The 15,123-nt window shown below is 58.1% G+C and carries 12 protein-coding genes and 1 rRNA gene; 6 read left to right on the forward strand and 7 right to left on the reverse strand.

Annotation, left to right across the window (positions count from 1 at the left end; all coding sequences use genetic code 11):
- Positions 1-124 precede the first annotated feature (124 nt).
- Positions 125-1,192 carry a copper-containing nitrite reductase gene (gene nirK, locus ACR3FE_RS14375; protein ID WP_458207842.1) on the reverse strand — a complete coding sequence of 356 codons (1,068 nt, stop codon included), beginning with the start codon at positions 1,190-1,192 and terminating at the stop codon, positions 125-127.
- Positions 1,193-1,368: 176 nt separating this feature from the next.
- A complete protein-coding gene (locus tag ACR3FE_RS14380; protein WP_458207843.1) occupies positions 1,369-1,785 on the reverse strand; it encodes a pterin cluster protein in 417 nt (138 codons plus the stop codon).
- 88 nt (positions 1,786-1,873) lie between these two features.
- Between ACR3FE_RS14380 and ACR3FE_RS14385 the strand changes: the two genes are divergently transcribed.
- Positions 1,874-2,179 carry a CGCGG family putative rSAM-modified RiPP protein gene (locus ACR3FE_RS14385; RefSeq protein ID WP_458207844.1) on the forward strand — a complete coding sequence of 102 codons (306 nt, stop codon included), beginning with the start codon at positions 1,874-1,876 and terminating at the stop codon, positions 2,177-2,179.
- Positions 2,180-2,254: 75 nt separating this feature from the next.
- Positions 2,255-4,435, forward strand: a complete 2,181-nt coding sequence (locus ACR3FE_RS14390) for a PAS domain-containing protein (RefSeq protein WP_458207845.1) — start codon at positions 2,255-2,257, stop codon at positions 4,433-4,435.
- A 128-nt stretch (positions 4,436-4,563) separates the two neighbouring features.
- Here ACR3FE_RS14390 and ACR3FE_RS14395 read toward each other — a convergent pair whose 3' ends face one another.
- On the reverse strand, positions 4,564-6,858 hold the full coding sequence (locus tag ACR3FE_RS14395; RefSeq protein WP_458207846.1) for a nitric-oxide reductase large subunit: 2,295 nt from the start codon (positions 6,856-6,858) through the stop codon (positions 4,564-4,566).
- A 117-nt stretch (positions 6,859-6,975) separates the two neighbouring features.
- On the opposite strand from ACR3FE_RS14395, the gene ACR3FE_RS14400 reads away from it, so the two are divergent.
- From ACR3FE_RS14400 to ACR3FE_RS14410, 3 genes are all read left to right on the forward strand, one after another.
- Positions 6,976-7,260 carry a DUF2249 domain-containing protein gene (locus ACR3FE_RS14400; protein WP_458207847.1) on the forward strand — a complete coding sequence of 95 codons (285 nt, stop codon included), beginning with the start codon at positions 6,976-6,978 and terminating at the stop codon, positions 7,258-7,260.
- Between the two features lie 154 nt (positions 7,261-7,414).
- Positions 7,415-8,851: a sulfatase-like hydrolase/transferase gene (locus ACR3FE_RS14405; protein ID WP_458207848.1), complete on the forward strand. Its 1,437-nt coding sequence runs from the start codon at positions 7,415-7,417 to the stop codon at positions 8,849-8,851.
- A gap of 67 nt (positions 8,852-8,918) precedes the next feature.
- Positions 8,919-10,451, forward strand: coding sequence for an oligosaccharide flippase family protein (locus ACR3FE_RS14410; protein WP_458207849.1), 1,533 nt, complete (start codon positions 8,919-8,921; stop codon positions 10,449-10,451).
- A 60-nt stretch (positions 10,452-10,511) separates the two neighbouring features.
- On the opposite strand, the gene ACR3FE_RS14415 is transcribed toward ACR3FE_RS14410, so the two are convergent.
- The 4 genes from ACR3FE_RS14415 to ACR3FE_RS14430 all read right to left on the reverse strand — a co-directional run bounded on the left by ACR3FE_RS14415 (position 10,512) and on the right by ACR3FE_RS14430 (position 13,185).
- Positions 10,512-10,721 carry a DUF7835 family putative zinc beta-ribbon protein gene (locus ACR3FE_RS14415; protein ID WP_458207850.1) on the reverse strand — a complete coding sequence of 70 codons (210 nt, stop codon included), beginning with the start codon at positions 10,719-10,721 and terminating at the stop codon, positions 10,512-10,514.
- Positions 10,718-10,987, reverse strand: coding sequence for a hypothetical protein (locus tag ACR3FE_RS14420; RefSeq protein ID WP_458207851.1), 270 nt, complete (start codon positions 10,985-10,987; stop codon positions 10,718-10,720). The genes ACR3FE_RS14415 and ACR3FE_RS14420 overlap by 4 nt, the downstream gene beginning before the upstream one ends.
- Before the next feature lie 132 nt (positions 10,988-11,119).
- Complete coding sequence (locus ACR3FE_RS14425) at positions 11,120-12,361, reverse strand: DUF7504 family protein (protein ID WP_458207852.1); 1,242 nt, start codon at positions 12,359-12,361, stop codon at positions 11,120-11,122.
- Positions 12,362-12,525: 164 nt separating this feature from the next.
- Positions 12,526-13,185, reverse strand: coding sequence for a helix-turn-helix domain-containing protein (locus ACR3FE_RS14430; protein ID WP_458207853.1), 660 nt, complete (start codon positions 13,183-13,185; stop codon positions 12,526-12,528).
- A gap of 588 nt (positions 13,186-13,773) precedes the next feature.
- Here ACR3FE_RS14430 and ACR3FE_RS14435 point away from each other — a divergent pair.
- A 16S ribosomal RNA gene (locus ACR3FE_RS14435) occupies positions 13,774-15,123 on the forward strand; the annotation flags it as partial.

Consider the following 15,123-nt stretch of genomic DNA (forward strand, 5'->3'; position numbering starts at 1 on the left):
CCATGGAATCGGAGACGAACCAGCCGGGGGTGTACGCACCCCCGAACGTGTTCGACTTCAGTTACGGCGTTCCCAGTGGATGACAGGGTGAAGAGCGTTTATGGCGTCTACGCGGTGGCGGGGATCAGGCTGGGTCGGGGTCGAAGATTTCGGGGTTGGCAGGCCCATCGGCGTGGATGACAGCCATGCAGCCCTTTCGTGCGACCCTGCTCAGCGAGTGGTCGACCAGTTTGAAGTCACCCGGCACCGGGAACGACATCGTGGCGACGGCGGTGCTTCCGGGGAGAACCGGGGTCGTCTGGATGTGTGTCTGTGGTTCCGTCGACAGGGATCCCTGGGGCCAGAGTTCCTCCCAGACGCTTCCGATGGGGTGGAAACTGCTCATCAGGTTGGGTCCGCCAGTGACGAAGTAGACTCGGGCAGTTTCTCCGGTCTTCACGTTCATCGGGCCGTGGCGGTTCCCGGTCAGTGCGTAGGCTTCACCGTTCATCAACACGTGGCTGGCGTCTTCGCGGGCCATTGACGACATGTCGAAGGAGTAATGGCCGTTGTCGCCGCCTTTCGTGTAGACTTCGTGCTGCCCGATGTAGAACTCGTGGTCGACCTCCGGGAGTCCCCCTTTGGGTTCGACGAGGATGATACCGAACATCCCAGCGCTGATGTGCATGTCGAGGTTCGGCACTGCACAGTGGTAGATATATGCACCGGGGTAGGTCACCTTGAACTTGAGCTTCGTGGTCTCACCGGGGTTCGTCATCGTCGCTTCCGCACCGCCACCGGGTCCGGCGACAGCGTGGAAGTCGACGTTGTGCGGCATCACGTTCTCTTCCGGGTTCTTGAATGTGAGGTTCACCGTATCGCCCACTCGGGTGCGGATGAGTGGTCCCGGAATCTGACCGTTGTATGTCATGAAATCGAACGTCTTTCCGTCTTCGATTTCTGCGCGCACTTCTTTCGGCTCCAGAGTCACGTCGATTTCCGCTGGTTTCTTCCGGGTGATGGGGTCTGGAATATCCGTTGGATCGGCTGCAACTCGATTGATGATAGGCTTCTTCGTCTGTTCTACCGCTTTTCGGTCGCGCGCCGTCGTCTTGACGTCGTCCTGTGCCATCGGAGCATTACAGCCTGCGATCGCCGCAACACCACCAGCACCAACACCTTGTAACATACGCCGTCTCGTGGGTTCGAACATTAGTGATTACCTCTACAGATAATCTTCAAGCTCCTATGGATATCAATAGCAGTACAGATTCTCAGATGGGAAGAACGGTTCTCAAGAAGGGAGAATACAGGCGAACTTGTTCGAATCTCATTTATATATGTATCCGCTGGTGACACTGACACTTCTAGTATTTTACGATCTACCACTTAGCAACAGTAGATGAAGGGGTACATGAGCGAAACCCGGTCGCCGTCTTCGAGTCGCGTGTCAAGCCCGTCGATATGTTCGTTGAAGGTTCCATTGATGGATACCCGCGCGTACGCGCGAGTCTGTTCCCCCGTGGGATTCTTCCGCCACGTTCCGGGGAGTTCGGTCGGCGTCTTCGCCCAACCGCGCGTCGTCGCGTCTGCCTCCGTCTCTGCGATGAGCATATCTTCGACATCGTAGTCGTCGAAGAACGCCGCCAGAAATTCGCGGAGTGTCGCCCCCGCGAAGGTGTACGTGAGGTGCGGTCGTCCTACCGCGTTCCGAACGTGGCCGGTGCATCGAACTTCGACGGTCGTCTGTTCGTCGTTCGAGTGGTTCGTTTCGCCCGTCACCTGTGCGTCCGACTGGGTATCCATGTCTCGTTACACGGCCACGAGAACCGAGAACCCTCGTTCGAACATGTTCGGCGAACCGTTCTCCCGGACACGCGCTGTCTGTTCGGATATGACTTCCATCTCCCACGACGAGGTCGAACCGGTGACCGACCACACTCACCACAATTCGTGGTCGGCGAATCTCGAAAAGCCGCCGCACGCGGCGGATAGAGACCTCGTCGTCGCACAGGCTATCGATGCGGTTCGGAAGACTGCGGCGGGGTATCACGTAAATCTGGTCACACACGGCGAACATGGGCACCCGTCGACGTATCTGTTCGACACGCTGGCCGAGGCGTTCGGTGACGCTGTCGAGTGGCAGTACGTCGAACAGTGTGGTTGTGGAGGGCACGTCACTCGAGTGCTCGTCGAATAGGTTAGAAAGCTGAACGAAAGGCGAATACTTTTAAGAACTACCTCCATCAATAAATTAGATTAGAACGGTGGGAGTATGACTGATATCGGTCATTCGTTCGAATCATCACACTCCGTCGGTAGTCCCGACTATCTGTCGAGCGATGACTCGTTTTTCCATCAACTCGTCGTCGATACGTCGGATTCGATCATCACCGCCGACAGCGACGGCACTATCGTCTTTGCGAACCCTGCTGTCGAGTCACTGTTCGGGTACAGCCAGTCCGAGTTGGTTGGAAAACTACTCACGATACTGGTTCCCGATCGGTACCACGAGCAACACGAAAGCGGATACGAGGAGTACGTCGCCCAGAACAACGCCGAAACAGAGGCGGAATCGGTCGACATCTGGGGTGTCGACTCGGAAGGGGAAGAGATTCCGCTCTCGGTCACGTTCCACGACCACACGTACGACGGAAGACAGCTCTTTACGGCGATCATCCGTGACATCTCCGAACAGGAACAGACTGAACGCTCGTTGCGCGAGGAGCGAGAACTCGTCCAGCAGGTTTTCGAGACGAGTCCTATCGCGCTCGCCGTCCAATCGACGGATGGTGAGGTGTTGCGCGCCAACAGTCGGGCGCTGGAGATGCTCGGTCTCGAAGACGACGACCAATTCTCGCCCCTGGACGAACGTGCGGACTGGCAGGTGTACGGCCCTGACGGCGAACCGCTTTCGCCCGACGAGTACGTGACGAGTCGGGTCATCCAGACCGAGGAACCGGTGTACAACTTCGAGATCGCCATCGAACGACCGTCCATCGGGCGGCGGTGGTTCACGGTCAACGGTGCCCCGCTATTCGACGAAGACGGCGAGTTAGAGCAGGTCGTCCTGACTGGCGAAGATATAACTGAACTGAAAGACCAACAACGCGAACTGGAACAGCGACGGAAAGCGTTGGAGACGGAACTCGAAGAGATATTCAATCGGGTGACTGACGCCTTCTTCGCCATCGACAAAAATAGTCGGTTCACCTACGTCAACTCCCATGCAGAGAGCGTGTTCGGACGCCGACGTGCGGATCTCGTGGGGAAGAACCTCTGGGAGGCGTTTCCGGAGATGGAGTCGTACCGGGAGCAGTACGAGGAGGCACTGGAGACGCAAGAACCGGTGTTCTTCGAAGCGTACTCCGACCCGTTGTCGACGTGGTTCGACGTGCGACTGTATCCTTCGGAGACGGGACTGTCGGTGTACTTCCGCGATATCTCCGCGAGAAAGGAGCGAGAACACGAGTTAGAACAGGCGGAGACGATGTTGGAGACGGTCGAGGACGGTGTCTACGTCCTTGACGAGGAGCTTCGATTGGTCGCGGTCAACGACGCACTCGCCTCGATCACTGGCTACTCGGAGGATACCCTCCTCGGTGCGAGTGCATCGTTACTGACCGACGAAGAATCGCTCGAAGTCGGGAGGGAGATGCAAGAAGAACTCAGGGAGGGCGAGCGTGATGCGGCGACGATAGAGACGGAGTTCAAGTGTTCGGACGGAAGTCAGGTTCCGGTGGAGGTACGGTTCGCACCGTTGGCCATCGAGGACGAGTTCCGAGGAACCGTGGGAGTGGTGCGCGACATCACCGAACGAAAGGAGCGCGAGGAGGCGTTACAACAGCAAAACGAACGACTGGACACGTTCGCGAGCGCGCTCGCACACGAACTTCGTAATCCCCTGTCGATCGCGCAGGGCTACCTCGACATCGCGTGGAGTAACCAGGACGACGTGGCGTTCGAGGAGGTCGATATGGCACTCGACCGGATCGAGAACGTGCTCGACTCCCTTCTCTTCATCTCCCGAGGGGGCGGGAGCGTCGATACGACTACCAGTATCGACCTGCGAGAAACGGCGGAAGAGGCGTGGAGTGCGGTTGATACGGCAAATGCCGCGTTGAACATCGAGAGTACGCGAGAGGTCACCGCCGATCGAGATCATCTCGGTCTCTTGTTCGAGAACCTGTTTCGCAACTCGGTCGAACACGGTGGCGACGACGTGACGGTGCGCGTGGGCGTCCTGCCGGACGGGTTCTACGTCGAAGACGACGGGCCGGGGATATCGAAAGAGACGCGAAAACACGTGTTCGAACCCGGTTACTCCACCAGCAAGGTCGGGATGGGTGTCGGTCTGACGTTGACACGACAGCTTTCGAAGGCCTACGGATGGGAGTGTACAGCCACCGAAGGACGCGATGGTGGGGCACGATTCGAATTCACCGACGTGCTGTAACGCCGTTCCGTCGTGCTCGTAATGGTGGTTCAGCGTGCTGGCTGGTTCAGCGTGCTGTAGCGCCACTTCGTTTCCGTAGTCGATCAGTTTCTGGCTGCAAAATGGAGGTTTCGAGACGACCGATTGCGTTAGTCGTCGTCCGACAGCACTCGACTCGGCACCTGCTGTTCCTCCGGAGTGGGCGTTGGAGTCGTCACTTCGCGCTGGACGAACTGTTTCTCGATGACGTCGTAGGCGAACACGAGCGTCCCGAGGATCAGCATCGTGTCACCGGGCATCCGCGCCCAGAACAGGAGCTGTATCAGGTCGCCGTTGTAGAACGCGAGACTGCGGGCGGCGGCGTAACTACCGCTGAACGCAGCTTCCAGCTGGAGGAAGCCGACCGGGAGCACGGAGACGAACACCATCACCGCGAGGCCGACGTTCCAGAGCCAGAACGCCCAGTGGAGTCGGCGCTCGTTCCACGCTTCGGGTTTCGTCGTGATCTGGAGCATGTAGACTGCCATCCCGAGCGCGAGGAAGCCGAACGCGCCGAACATGGCTGCGTGGGCGTGACCGACCGTGAGGTAGGTTCCGTGTTCGTAGTAGTTGACCAGCGGAAGGTTGATGAAGAACCCGAGCACGCCTGCGCCGACGAAGTTCCAGACGCCGCTGGCGATGATGAACATGAACGGCAGCGTGTAGGAGAACGACTCGTCGCTCGTCGCCAGGGTTCGATACTGGCCGAGCGCCTCGAAGAGGATGAACACCAGCGGCAGGAGTTCGAGCGTCGAGAAGACGGAGCCGAGTGGCACCCACACGTCGGGCTGACCGATCCACCAGTAGTGGTGTGAGACGCCGATGACACCGGTTCCCATCACCAACAGTGCCTGGAACATCACCGCTTTCTCGGCGGAGCGCTTGCGGAGGAGGTTCATCGAGACGAGGGTGAGACCGACGATGGCGACGATGAAGAACTCGAACGCCCCTTCGACCCACATGTGGACGACCCACCAGCGCCAGAACTCGGTCACGACGATGTTCGTGTCCGGCGTGTAGAACATCCCTGCCGTGAACAGCAGGGCGATAGAGCCGCCTGCGTACAGGATCATGTGTGCGAGACCGAACGGCTCTTCCTCGTCGAGGATGGGCTTGAATCCGCGAGCGACGAGAACCGCCCAGAGGAGGAACCCGACGAGGAGGCCGAATTGCCAGAGACGACCGACTTCCAGGTACTCCAGTCCCTCGTTGCCGATGATCCACCAGAGTTCGCCGTCGATGTAGCCGTTGGCACCCAGCCAGATTCCGCCGAGACCACCGACCGTAACGACGAGTAGCGCACCGAGGAGGACGTTGACGTACGTGCTCTGCTTCTGGCGTTCACGGCCCGTGAGCAGCGGGGGCAAGAACAGTCCAGCGCCGAGCCACAACGTCGCTATCCAGAGGATAGCCATATCGATGTGCCACGTCTTTGCGATGGAGAATGGAAGGAGGCTGACGAAATCGATACCGAGGAGCGAACCGAGACCGAAGAAGCCGTCCCGCTCGATGTAGTAGTGTGCGAGGAGTCCCCCGAGCAACACCTGTCCAACGAACAGGAGCGCCGCGACAGGAACGAATCGCATCGCCGCCTTCTGACTCGGGAAGAGGACGATGTCCTTGGGCGACGGCACCGTGATTCCCTTCGTCTCCGGTTCCGGGAGGTCGATGGAGGTGTAGAGCCAGACGCCTGCCCCGGCTGCCGCGACGAGCAAGACCATGGCGATGACGCTCCACGTCATCGACGCTGTCGGCGGCGTGTTTCCTGCGGCGGGTTCGTACGGCCAGTCGTTGGTATACGTGTGGTCACTGCCCGGACGTTGGGTGTGTGAGATCCACGCAGTCCACATGGCGAAGTCGGCGAACCGACGAGCCTCTTCTTCGGACTCGATGGTTTCGGCGGGGATGCCGCGTTCGAGTTCACCATCGTGATAGCGTTCGACGTACTCCTGTCGCAACTGCTTGTGCGCGTACAGCTCTGCAGCGGAGTACTGAACCTGGTCACCGGGTTCACTCGCTTCGAGTTCCGTTCTGACGGTCGCCTTGACGACCGCCTGCCGTTCCTCGGAGAGCGCACCGAACGCTTTGCCGTAGCGCTCTTTCGCGTAGTACTCGTGCATGTACTTGGTCTTCATCGACAGCGCGTCGGCGGTGTAATCGACGCCGAAGTACGCGCCGTTGCCGAGTATCGAGCCGTGGTTCATCAGCCCATCAGCCTGGAAGACACGTTTGCCTTCCTGCACCTGCGCTTTCGTTACGACCGTATCCCCGTCCGGACCGACGACGGTCTGGGGGATTGGAGGGGTATTCTCGTACGAATACCATGCGCCGACGCCCATCACCGCGAGGTTCAGGACGAAGACGATGGCGAGGAGTTTCGCCAGGGATTTTCGCGTTACTTTCATACAGAACCGGGTTTTGCCTCCCTCTACTTTTAAAGCAGGTGTCGTTCTCGTCGGCATGGAACTACCCCGAATATGTTCGGCAGAAAAGTCTGGTAGATAGCTTTCGACCTTCATTCTATGGTCACTTATGAGACTACTTCTCGATGGCTTCGTTCGTTCCAGGACGACGCAGTTCCCTCCAACCGCCCGCACGAACTGCTGGACGTTCGCGACATGGGCCCTCCCCATCCGTTGAAAGAGACCCTCGAAACACTCACTGAACTGGACGAGAGCGTCGTGCTCGTTCAACTCAACGACCGACCACCACAACACCTCTATCCGAAACTGGGTGACCGTGACTACGAGTACGCCACGGTCGAAACGGACGAGGCGGTCGTCACCGCCATCTGGTGTCCCAACTGACGAGCACGACCGTCTCAACCGCTAAGTGAAATCGATCGGATAGGAGTTTTCCTCGAAAATTCCGTCGTTTCGGCCCCCACGACATGTCTCCACGGCAACCGACCATAATTTTTGGCCAATACTGTTTTACGTTCGTTCTACAATCAGGTTAGCAATGGCTCCCGCTGACGATGACACCACGTCGAGACGTCGAAACGTCCTCGTCGTGTGTCTCGACACTGTTCGTGCGGACTTCTTCTCCGACTACGCGAAGCGCCTCCAGAACATCGCAGACGTGTCGTTCACGCAATGTCGTGCTGCCAGTTCGTGGACCGTCCCGAGCCATGCCAGCATGTTCACCGGGGAGTTACCGTCGCGCCACGGTGTTCACACCCACAACCGACGGTTCGACACCATCGACCGCGACGCGACGTTTCTCGCCGATCTTCCCGAGTACAGCACGTTCGGTGTCAGTGCGAACGCGTTCGTCAGTCCGGAGTACGGGTTCGATTCGTGGTTCGACGAGTTCGAAGCCGTCGAACCCAAGCATCGCTATCCAGAAGCGACGAGTCTCCGGGAGGTGAGCCGTCACACCGACTCCAGTGGCCCGGAGAAGTATCTCGAATATCTTCGTGCGGCGCTGACACACGACTATCCTATCCCGAGTTTGAAGAACACCGCTTTCGGTACCCTCCACGACCTCACGAAGATCGGACCGGTGCCGAAACTGGTCGACGATGGGGCATCGGCGGTGCTTCGCTCTGCTCGACGGCAGATCGACCGGAGCGACGGCCCGTACTTCGGCTTCCTCAATCTCATGGACGCGCACACACCGCTTCAACCCTGCCGGGCGTTCGACGATTCGCTCCAGCGCGTTCCGAACTCGTGGACGTCCAGTCAACACGACGTCTGGGAACTGATGCACGAACCGGAGAAACACGCCGAGTACTGGCGTCTCCGGAAGCAGGTGTACGGGGCCACCATCGACTACCTCGACCGAGTTATCGCCGAGTTCGTGACGGACATCCTCGAACGCTCGACCCGAGAAACGACGATCGTCGTCACCGCAGACCACGGCGAGAACCACGGCGAGGAGTCGGACGACTATCTCGCGAATCACAAGAGCAGTCTCTCCGAGGGACTGCTTCACGTCCCACTCTACGTCATCAATCCGCCGGATGGCTACGACGACCACGAGGACGAACTCGTCTCTCACCTCGAACTCGCTGATCTGGTCACTGGGTTGGCCGACGGTCGGACGCCCGACGTGTTCCGCGACCGAACCCCGGCAGAGCTGGTCGGGATGAGTGCCGGGCCGGAACCGCCGTCCAACTACGAATACTGGGATCGCATGATCCGATGTGTGTACGATGGGACGACCAAGACGGTGTGGGATTCGCTCGGGACGTGTATCGACTACGAACTCGACCCCAGCAGGCCGTCGTGGCAACGGCGAGTCGAGACGACCGAGGGGACGCCAGCCGTCGAATCGGAGTTCTTCGACGACTCCATCGAGGAGGCGAAAGCGGCAGCGAAGGTTAGCACCACCACCTCGGATGATGAGATCGATGCAGCGACGGAATCACGCCTGGAGGAACTTGGCTATCTGTGAGCATCTAGCGCACGATGTGGAAACGGAACAATAATCAGCGGTAGCCCAATACCGTCTTCCTACGCCAATGGCAGACCAATCGTCGGATTCGTATTCGCCACTTCAGTCGCTCTCTCGTGGTGCGTCGTTCTTCATGGCCGGAAAGGGTCTCGACAACGGCCTTCGATTCCTGCTCAATCTGATACTGGCACGCGGACTCGGAGAAGTGCTGTTCAGTGTCTACACTTTCGGGTTCGTTATCTTGAAATTCGTCGAGGTGCTGACCAACCTCGGCACCGACCAGTCCATCCTGAAGTTCGTCCCCCAGTACGAAGATGAGCCCCGGAAACGGCGTCGGATGCTCGGACTCGCCTATCTGACGTCGCTGGTCGCGGGTGCCATCATCGCCGTCGTACTCTACTTCGCTGCACCCCTGCTCGTCCGGTTCACACCCGACGAGTACCATCAGTATTTCGTCGGAGTCATCCGCATCCTCGCTATTACCCTTCCGTTCAACACGCTCACGAACTGTATCAAGAGCGTCTTCAAGGGTCTCGAACTGCCGGAGTATCAGGTTCTCATCATGAACATCCTGATTCCGGTCACTCGAATCTCTTTCATCGGTATCGCGCTTCTTCTGGGCTACGAACTCTACGGGGCCGTCGCCGCGACGGTCGTCGCTACCGTTTTCGTGTTCGTTGCGGCAGTATGGCTGGTACTTACGAAGACCGACCTTCGACCATCCTTCCGTGCATCGCGGGAGGAGGCGATCGAATTCTACGACTTCTCGCTTCCACTGACGCTGAACCAGGCCGGGTACGTCCTCTCGAACCGCGTCGATATCCTGATGGTCGGTTTCTTCGTCGCCGCAGGGAACGCCGTCGGCATCTACAGGGTCGCGACCGTTCTGGCTGGCTTGCTCATCCTTCCTCTCAGTGCGTTCAGTCAACTGTTCCCGCCTATCGCCTCGCGGCTGTACAACAACGATCAGATGGGCGACCTCGAATCGCTCTACCGGCGCGTCACCCGCTGGTCGTTCACGCTGGCACTGTTTCCGGCGGTCGGTGCTATCGTCTACGCGTCCGAACTTCTCACGCTCTTCGGCGAGGGCTTCACTGAAGGCGAAGCAGTACTGCTGTTGTTCGTCGTCGCCCAGCTCGCGAACGCGAGTGTCGGCCCTAGTGGCTACGTCCTGATGATGACCGACCACCACTATCTGACGCTCGTCAACCAATGGGTGCTCGGCGTGTTCAACGTCGTTCTCAACTATCTGTTCATCCAGGAGTTCGGTCTGATCGGGGCCGCATACGCCACTGCGACCGTCATCTCCGTCGTGAACACATTGCGCGTCGTCGAGGTGTGGTATCTGGTAGGGTTGTTCCCCTACTCCAGAAAGTACGTCAAACCAGCCTTCGCCGGTATCGTGTCGGCCCTCGTGATGTACGGGAGCAAGTACTTCATCACCAGCTATGCGTCACTTCCCGTCTCTGGTGCGATCGCCGCGCTCGTGCAAGGTGCAGTCGGCGGTATCCTCGGCATCGTCGCGTTCGCTGGTATGCTGTACGGTCTCGGCATCGAACAAGAAGATCGGGAGTTCGTCGCGGATTACATTCCCAGTTGAACCGGAAGAACATCACATCCTCGACAAACCGGAAACACCACCGCGTCGGGTACCATCGTCTCAAGCGTTGTTCATTCGGCTGGCGGTCGTCTCCCCGCAGCGCTCGCAGGTCGTGACGCGGTACGGTTCGCGCGAGAACTCGGCGTTTTTGCTCTCGTCGCTTTCGGTTCGGATCTCGATATCGACCTGATGTGGAGTGTCGATTCCACACGTATCGCAGGTTTCGACGAAGTCGGCGTCGACCCCGTCTCTCGATCTTGTGGCTGTCATGGGTATGTTGGGTGGGTGTTCGGTGACGGAACTATCGGTAGACGCTCGCGTCTATTTTCGTCGTTTCTGTTTTCGTTCCACGAGAGCACGTAGTCGAGCGATTCGTGGGGTTCGGCGTTGACCACGACGTCGATCTCGTGCTGTGGCGTACCGTAGAGCGTTTGCTCACGTGCTATCGTCCGTGCCGAATGCTGTGGCGGGCCGTATCGCGTCTCTTCTACTGGCTGCTCTGTCGCGTTCCCGCCACGGCGCAGTGTGTGTGGCATGTGATGTCCACTCCATGGGCTGGTGGCCGACCGACTCGACCTATCTCGTACGAACGTCGCTACTCAAAAAGGAATTCTGACCACATCGTCAAAACAGTGAATCGGGCACACCGTCGTTCGACGAGAGACGGGTCATTCCAGCCCGAACCATCGCGTCGTGTAGCTGGATTCGTTGAGGTGCCATCGCTGTTCGATGCCCTGTTCTCCGTTCCGGAGTTCGATCACACCGTCGAAGAGTGGTCTGAGCTGTCGGGCGATGTCGGAGCCGGGGCTCGCTCGCAGTACGTAGTGGCCGATTCCATCGACAGCCGTCACTGCAGCGGCCGCTGCTATCAGTGTCGATTCTACCTGCTCGGGCGCTCGTCGTTCGACGAGCGTTTCGACGTCGTCGAAGTACAGACGGGGGGTTTCTTCGGTGTCGATTCGCTCCTCGAACTCGGCTTCGAGATTCGAATCCGGCAGCACATCGACCGGTCGTGCGTCCTGCGAGCGCCCGGAATCGTCCCCGGATCGTTCGTTCCTGAATCGTTCCGAATCTGATCTCGGTTCGGGGAGCTTCGACTTCATATCACAGACGACCGTGTTCGTCTCCGCCAGTTGCAATTGTGCCACCCAGTCACGAGCAGTTGCCGGTGATGCTCCATAAAAGACGAGCAGTGGATTTCGTGCTTCGAACGGGGGTTCGAAGAAGATCGAACCTGCTGCCGTGAACGCCCGGTCGTGGACGTCTCCGACGAGGAGGAAGTTCCCACCCGATTCGATGAGTCGGCTAAACACGGACCGGACGGCGATGGTTCCATCGCTGTGTACGGTGACGTCACAGCCGTCGAAGACGAACGAGAGCTCTCCATCTGGTTCGCTCGATCGGTCGCTTTTCACGTCGAAGAGCGTGTTCAGGGCGTCCGGTTCGACGATGTCGTAGAGCTGTTGTCGGAGTTTGATGGGGCTGACACCCTTTGCAGTTGCGACTGCTGCGATGACGGCTTGACTTACCGTCTCTTCTGGCTCGGTCGTGGTGCTGATACGGGGCGGTTCCTGTGTCTCCGGTTCGGCGCGCTTCTCCTCTGGTTTCACAGCCGGTTTATCGTGATCACTTATCCCGTGGTGGATGTATATCTCTCCGCTACTGACGACCGTCACGAGACAGTTTTCGTACCTGAACGAGACGTGTCCGCCGGTTCGTTCGGAGCCGTCGTACTTCGGCTCGAACAGTCTGTCGAGGGCCGTTGGATCGATCCAGTCGGATAACGGGGTACTCGGGCCTCGTACACCCTGGTTATCCACCTCGGTCACAGCCTCGGTTATCACCTCGCTAGGCCGCTGACTGAGCACGGAATCGTCTTTCCCCGCCTCGAACTCTTTGGTTTGGATCATGGGTGACTCGTTTTCGAACTTCCGTTCAGTCTGCAGCCAGAAGAGACTGCAATCCGAACGCAATGTGCCGCGGTGACGGTTCCCTTTGTCGATTAGGACACGATAGGAATGAACCTGTGGCCGAGCTAGCTTAGCTGTTTATATGCGCAACGTTTCTTGTCGAACTATTCATCCGGCTGCGTCGTCATCAGTGTGTTCGCAACCAGCGACTGGAGTCCACGTTGCAGGCGTCCAGACACGGCACCGGACGTTATGTCGAGTCGGTCGGCGAGTTCGCGCTGGGAACTCTCTCGGGGTTGGTCGAAATAGCCCGATTCGAATGCGGTTCTGAGGGCTTCTTTCTGTTGGGGTGTGAGTCCGTAGTTGCTCTGGCCCTGGAGTTCGCGCAGTGAGTGGAGCCGGTCGAGCGTGGGCTCGATGTCGTTTTCCTGTAATCGTCGTCGGAACGTGCTCAGGGCGTTCTGGTCGGGAAACCGGAATCTGAAGTACCACTCTTCGTTCGTTCCTCGCCCCTGTAGCAGCGTCGCGTTCGTCTCGGCGAAGATACGGAGGAGATTCGACGGCTGTCGGTTCCATTCGACTCGGTAGAGTACTCTCCCTTCGACCTCGTCGAGTCTGGTGAGCGATCGGATGGCTCGCTCGCTCCGAGCGGCTTTTTCGAACGAATCGTAATCGATCCCATTCCACGCGACGAAGTAGGGAAGGACTCGTTCCTCGGTTGGAACGGTTCGTTCTAGCTCGATGGTCATTGCTCTGTCGGCGTGTAACGCCCGACCGAGCGCGAACGAATCCGGAGAAACCGTAAACTCGGCGCTGAAACTCATGGTTTCGCTTTCATCAGCCGCTCGGTGGGGAGTATCTCCGTCCTTTGCACACGTGTCCCGTGCTATGAGAGCAGTCACTCGTCACTTGTAAGGTTTCTCGCCCTTCGGTTACATGAATTCCCACGTGAAAACATGATTCCACGCCACGTGAATTCCTGCTTGCGCACACGCACGTGAAGGACAATAAAATGAAAGCGACGATAAATCTTGTACCCACGGTGTGTGAATTGTCGAACCGTATCAATGCGACTTTGATTCGACGTACTTAAATGTAACCGGCTACTCGGATAGAATGTCGAAGTCGCCTCGTGTTTCGGTTCACCTCGGTTCAGGTGGATTCGAAGCCCTTATATGCTGGCGACAACTTCGCAGTAATGTGAAGGACGGTGGCGGTCATCTCCGCCACGGTCAACAGGAAATGAGGATTCCACCCCTGCGGTCTTCCGTAAATGATGGGATCTGATGTTAGCCTTGGTAGTTCGGTGACACCTTGTCGGAATACCGATGTGGTGTCTCGAACGATGTGATATGTGATACACTCTCTTCGAGAGTGTCTCCGCCTACATGCTGGACAATACGTCCAGCGGCATTCTGGTTGATCCTGCCAGAGGCCATTGCTATTGGAGTTCGATTTAGCCATGCTAGTTGCACGAGTTTAGACTCGTAGCGGATAGCTCAGTAACACGTGGTCAAACTACCCTATAGACCAGAATAACCTCGGGAAACTGAGGCTAATACTGGATAATGCTCTCACGTTTGAATACGGAGAGCTGGAAACGCTCCGGCGCTATAGGATGTGGCTGCGGCCGATTAGGTAGACGGTGGGGTAACGGCCCACCGTGCCGATAATCGGTACGGGTTGTGAGAGCAAGAGCCCGGAGATGGATTCTGAGACAAGAATCCAGGCCCTACGGGGCGCAGCAGGCGCGAAAACTTTACACTGCACGACAGTGCGATAAGGGAACTCCAAGTGCGAGGGCATAAAGTCCTCGCTTTTGTGTATCGTAAGGTGGTACACGAATAAGAGCTGGGCAAGACCGGTGCCAGCCGCCGCGGTAATACCGGCAGCTCAAGTGATGGCCGTTTTTATTGGGCCTAAAGCGTCCGTAGCCTGCCAGACAGGTCCGTCGGGAAATCTGCTCGCTCAACGAGCAGGCGTCCGGCGGAAACCAGCTGGCTTGGGGCCGGAAGACCCAAGGGGTACGTCTGGGGTAGGAGTGAAATCCTGTAATCCTGGACGGACCACCAATCGCGAAAGCACCTTGGGAGGACGGACCCGACGGTGAGGGACGAAAGCTAGGGTCACGAACCGGATTAGATACCCGGGTAGTCCTAGCTGTAAACGATGCTCGCTAGGTGTGGCACAGGCTACGAGCCTGTGCTGTGCCACAGTGAAGACGTAAGCGAGCCGCCTGGGAAGTACGTCCGCAAGGATGAAACTTAAAGGAATTGGCGGGGGAGCACTACAACCGGAGGAGCCTGCGGTTTAATTGGACTCAACGCCGGACATCTCACCAGCACCGACAATAGCTGTGAACGTCAGTTTGATGAGCTTACGAGAGCTTTTGAGAGGAGGTGCATGGCCGCCGTCAGCTCGTACCGTGAGGCATCCTGTTAAGTCAGGCAACGAGCGAGATCCGCGTCCGTAATTGCCAGCAGCACCCTTGTGGTGGCTGGGTACATTACGGAGACTGCCGCTGCTAAAGCGGAGGAAGGAACGGGCAACGGTAGGTCAGCATGCCCCGAATGTGCTGGGCTACACGCGGGCTACAATGGCCGAGACAATGGGTTACTACCTCGAAAGAGGACGTTAATCTCTTAAACTCGGTCGTAGTTCGGATTGAGGGCTGAAACTCGCCCTCATGAAGCTGGATTCGGTAGTAATCGCGCTTCAGAAGAGCGCGGTGAATACGTCCCTGCTCCTTGCACACACCGCCC

Source organism: Haladaptatus rarus, assembly GCF_054177585.1.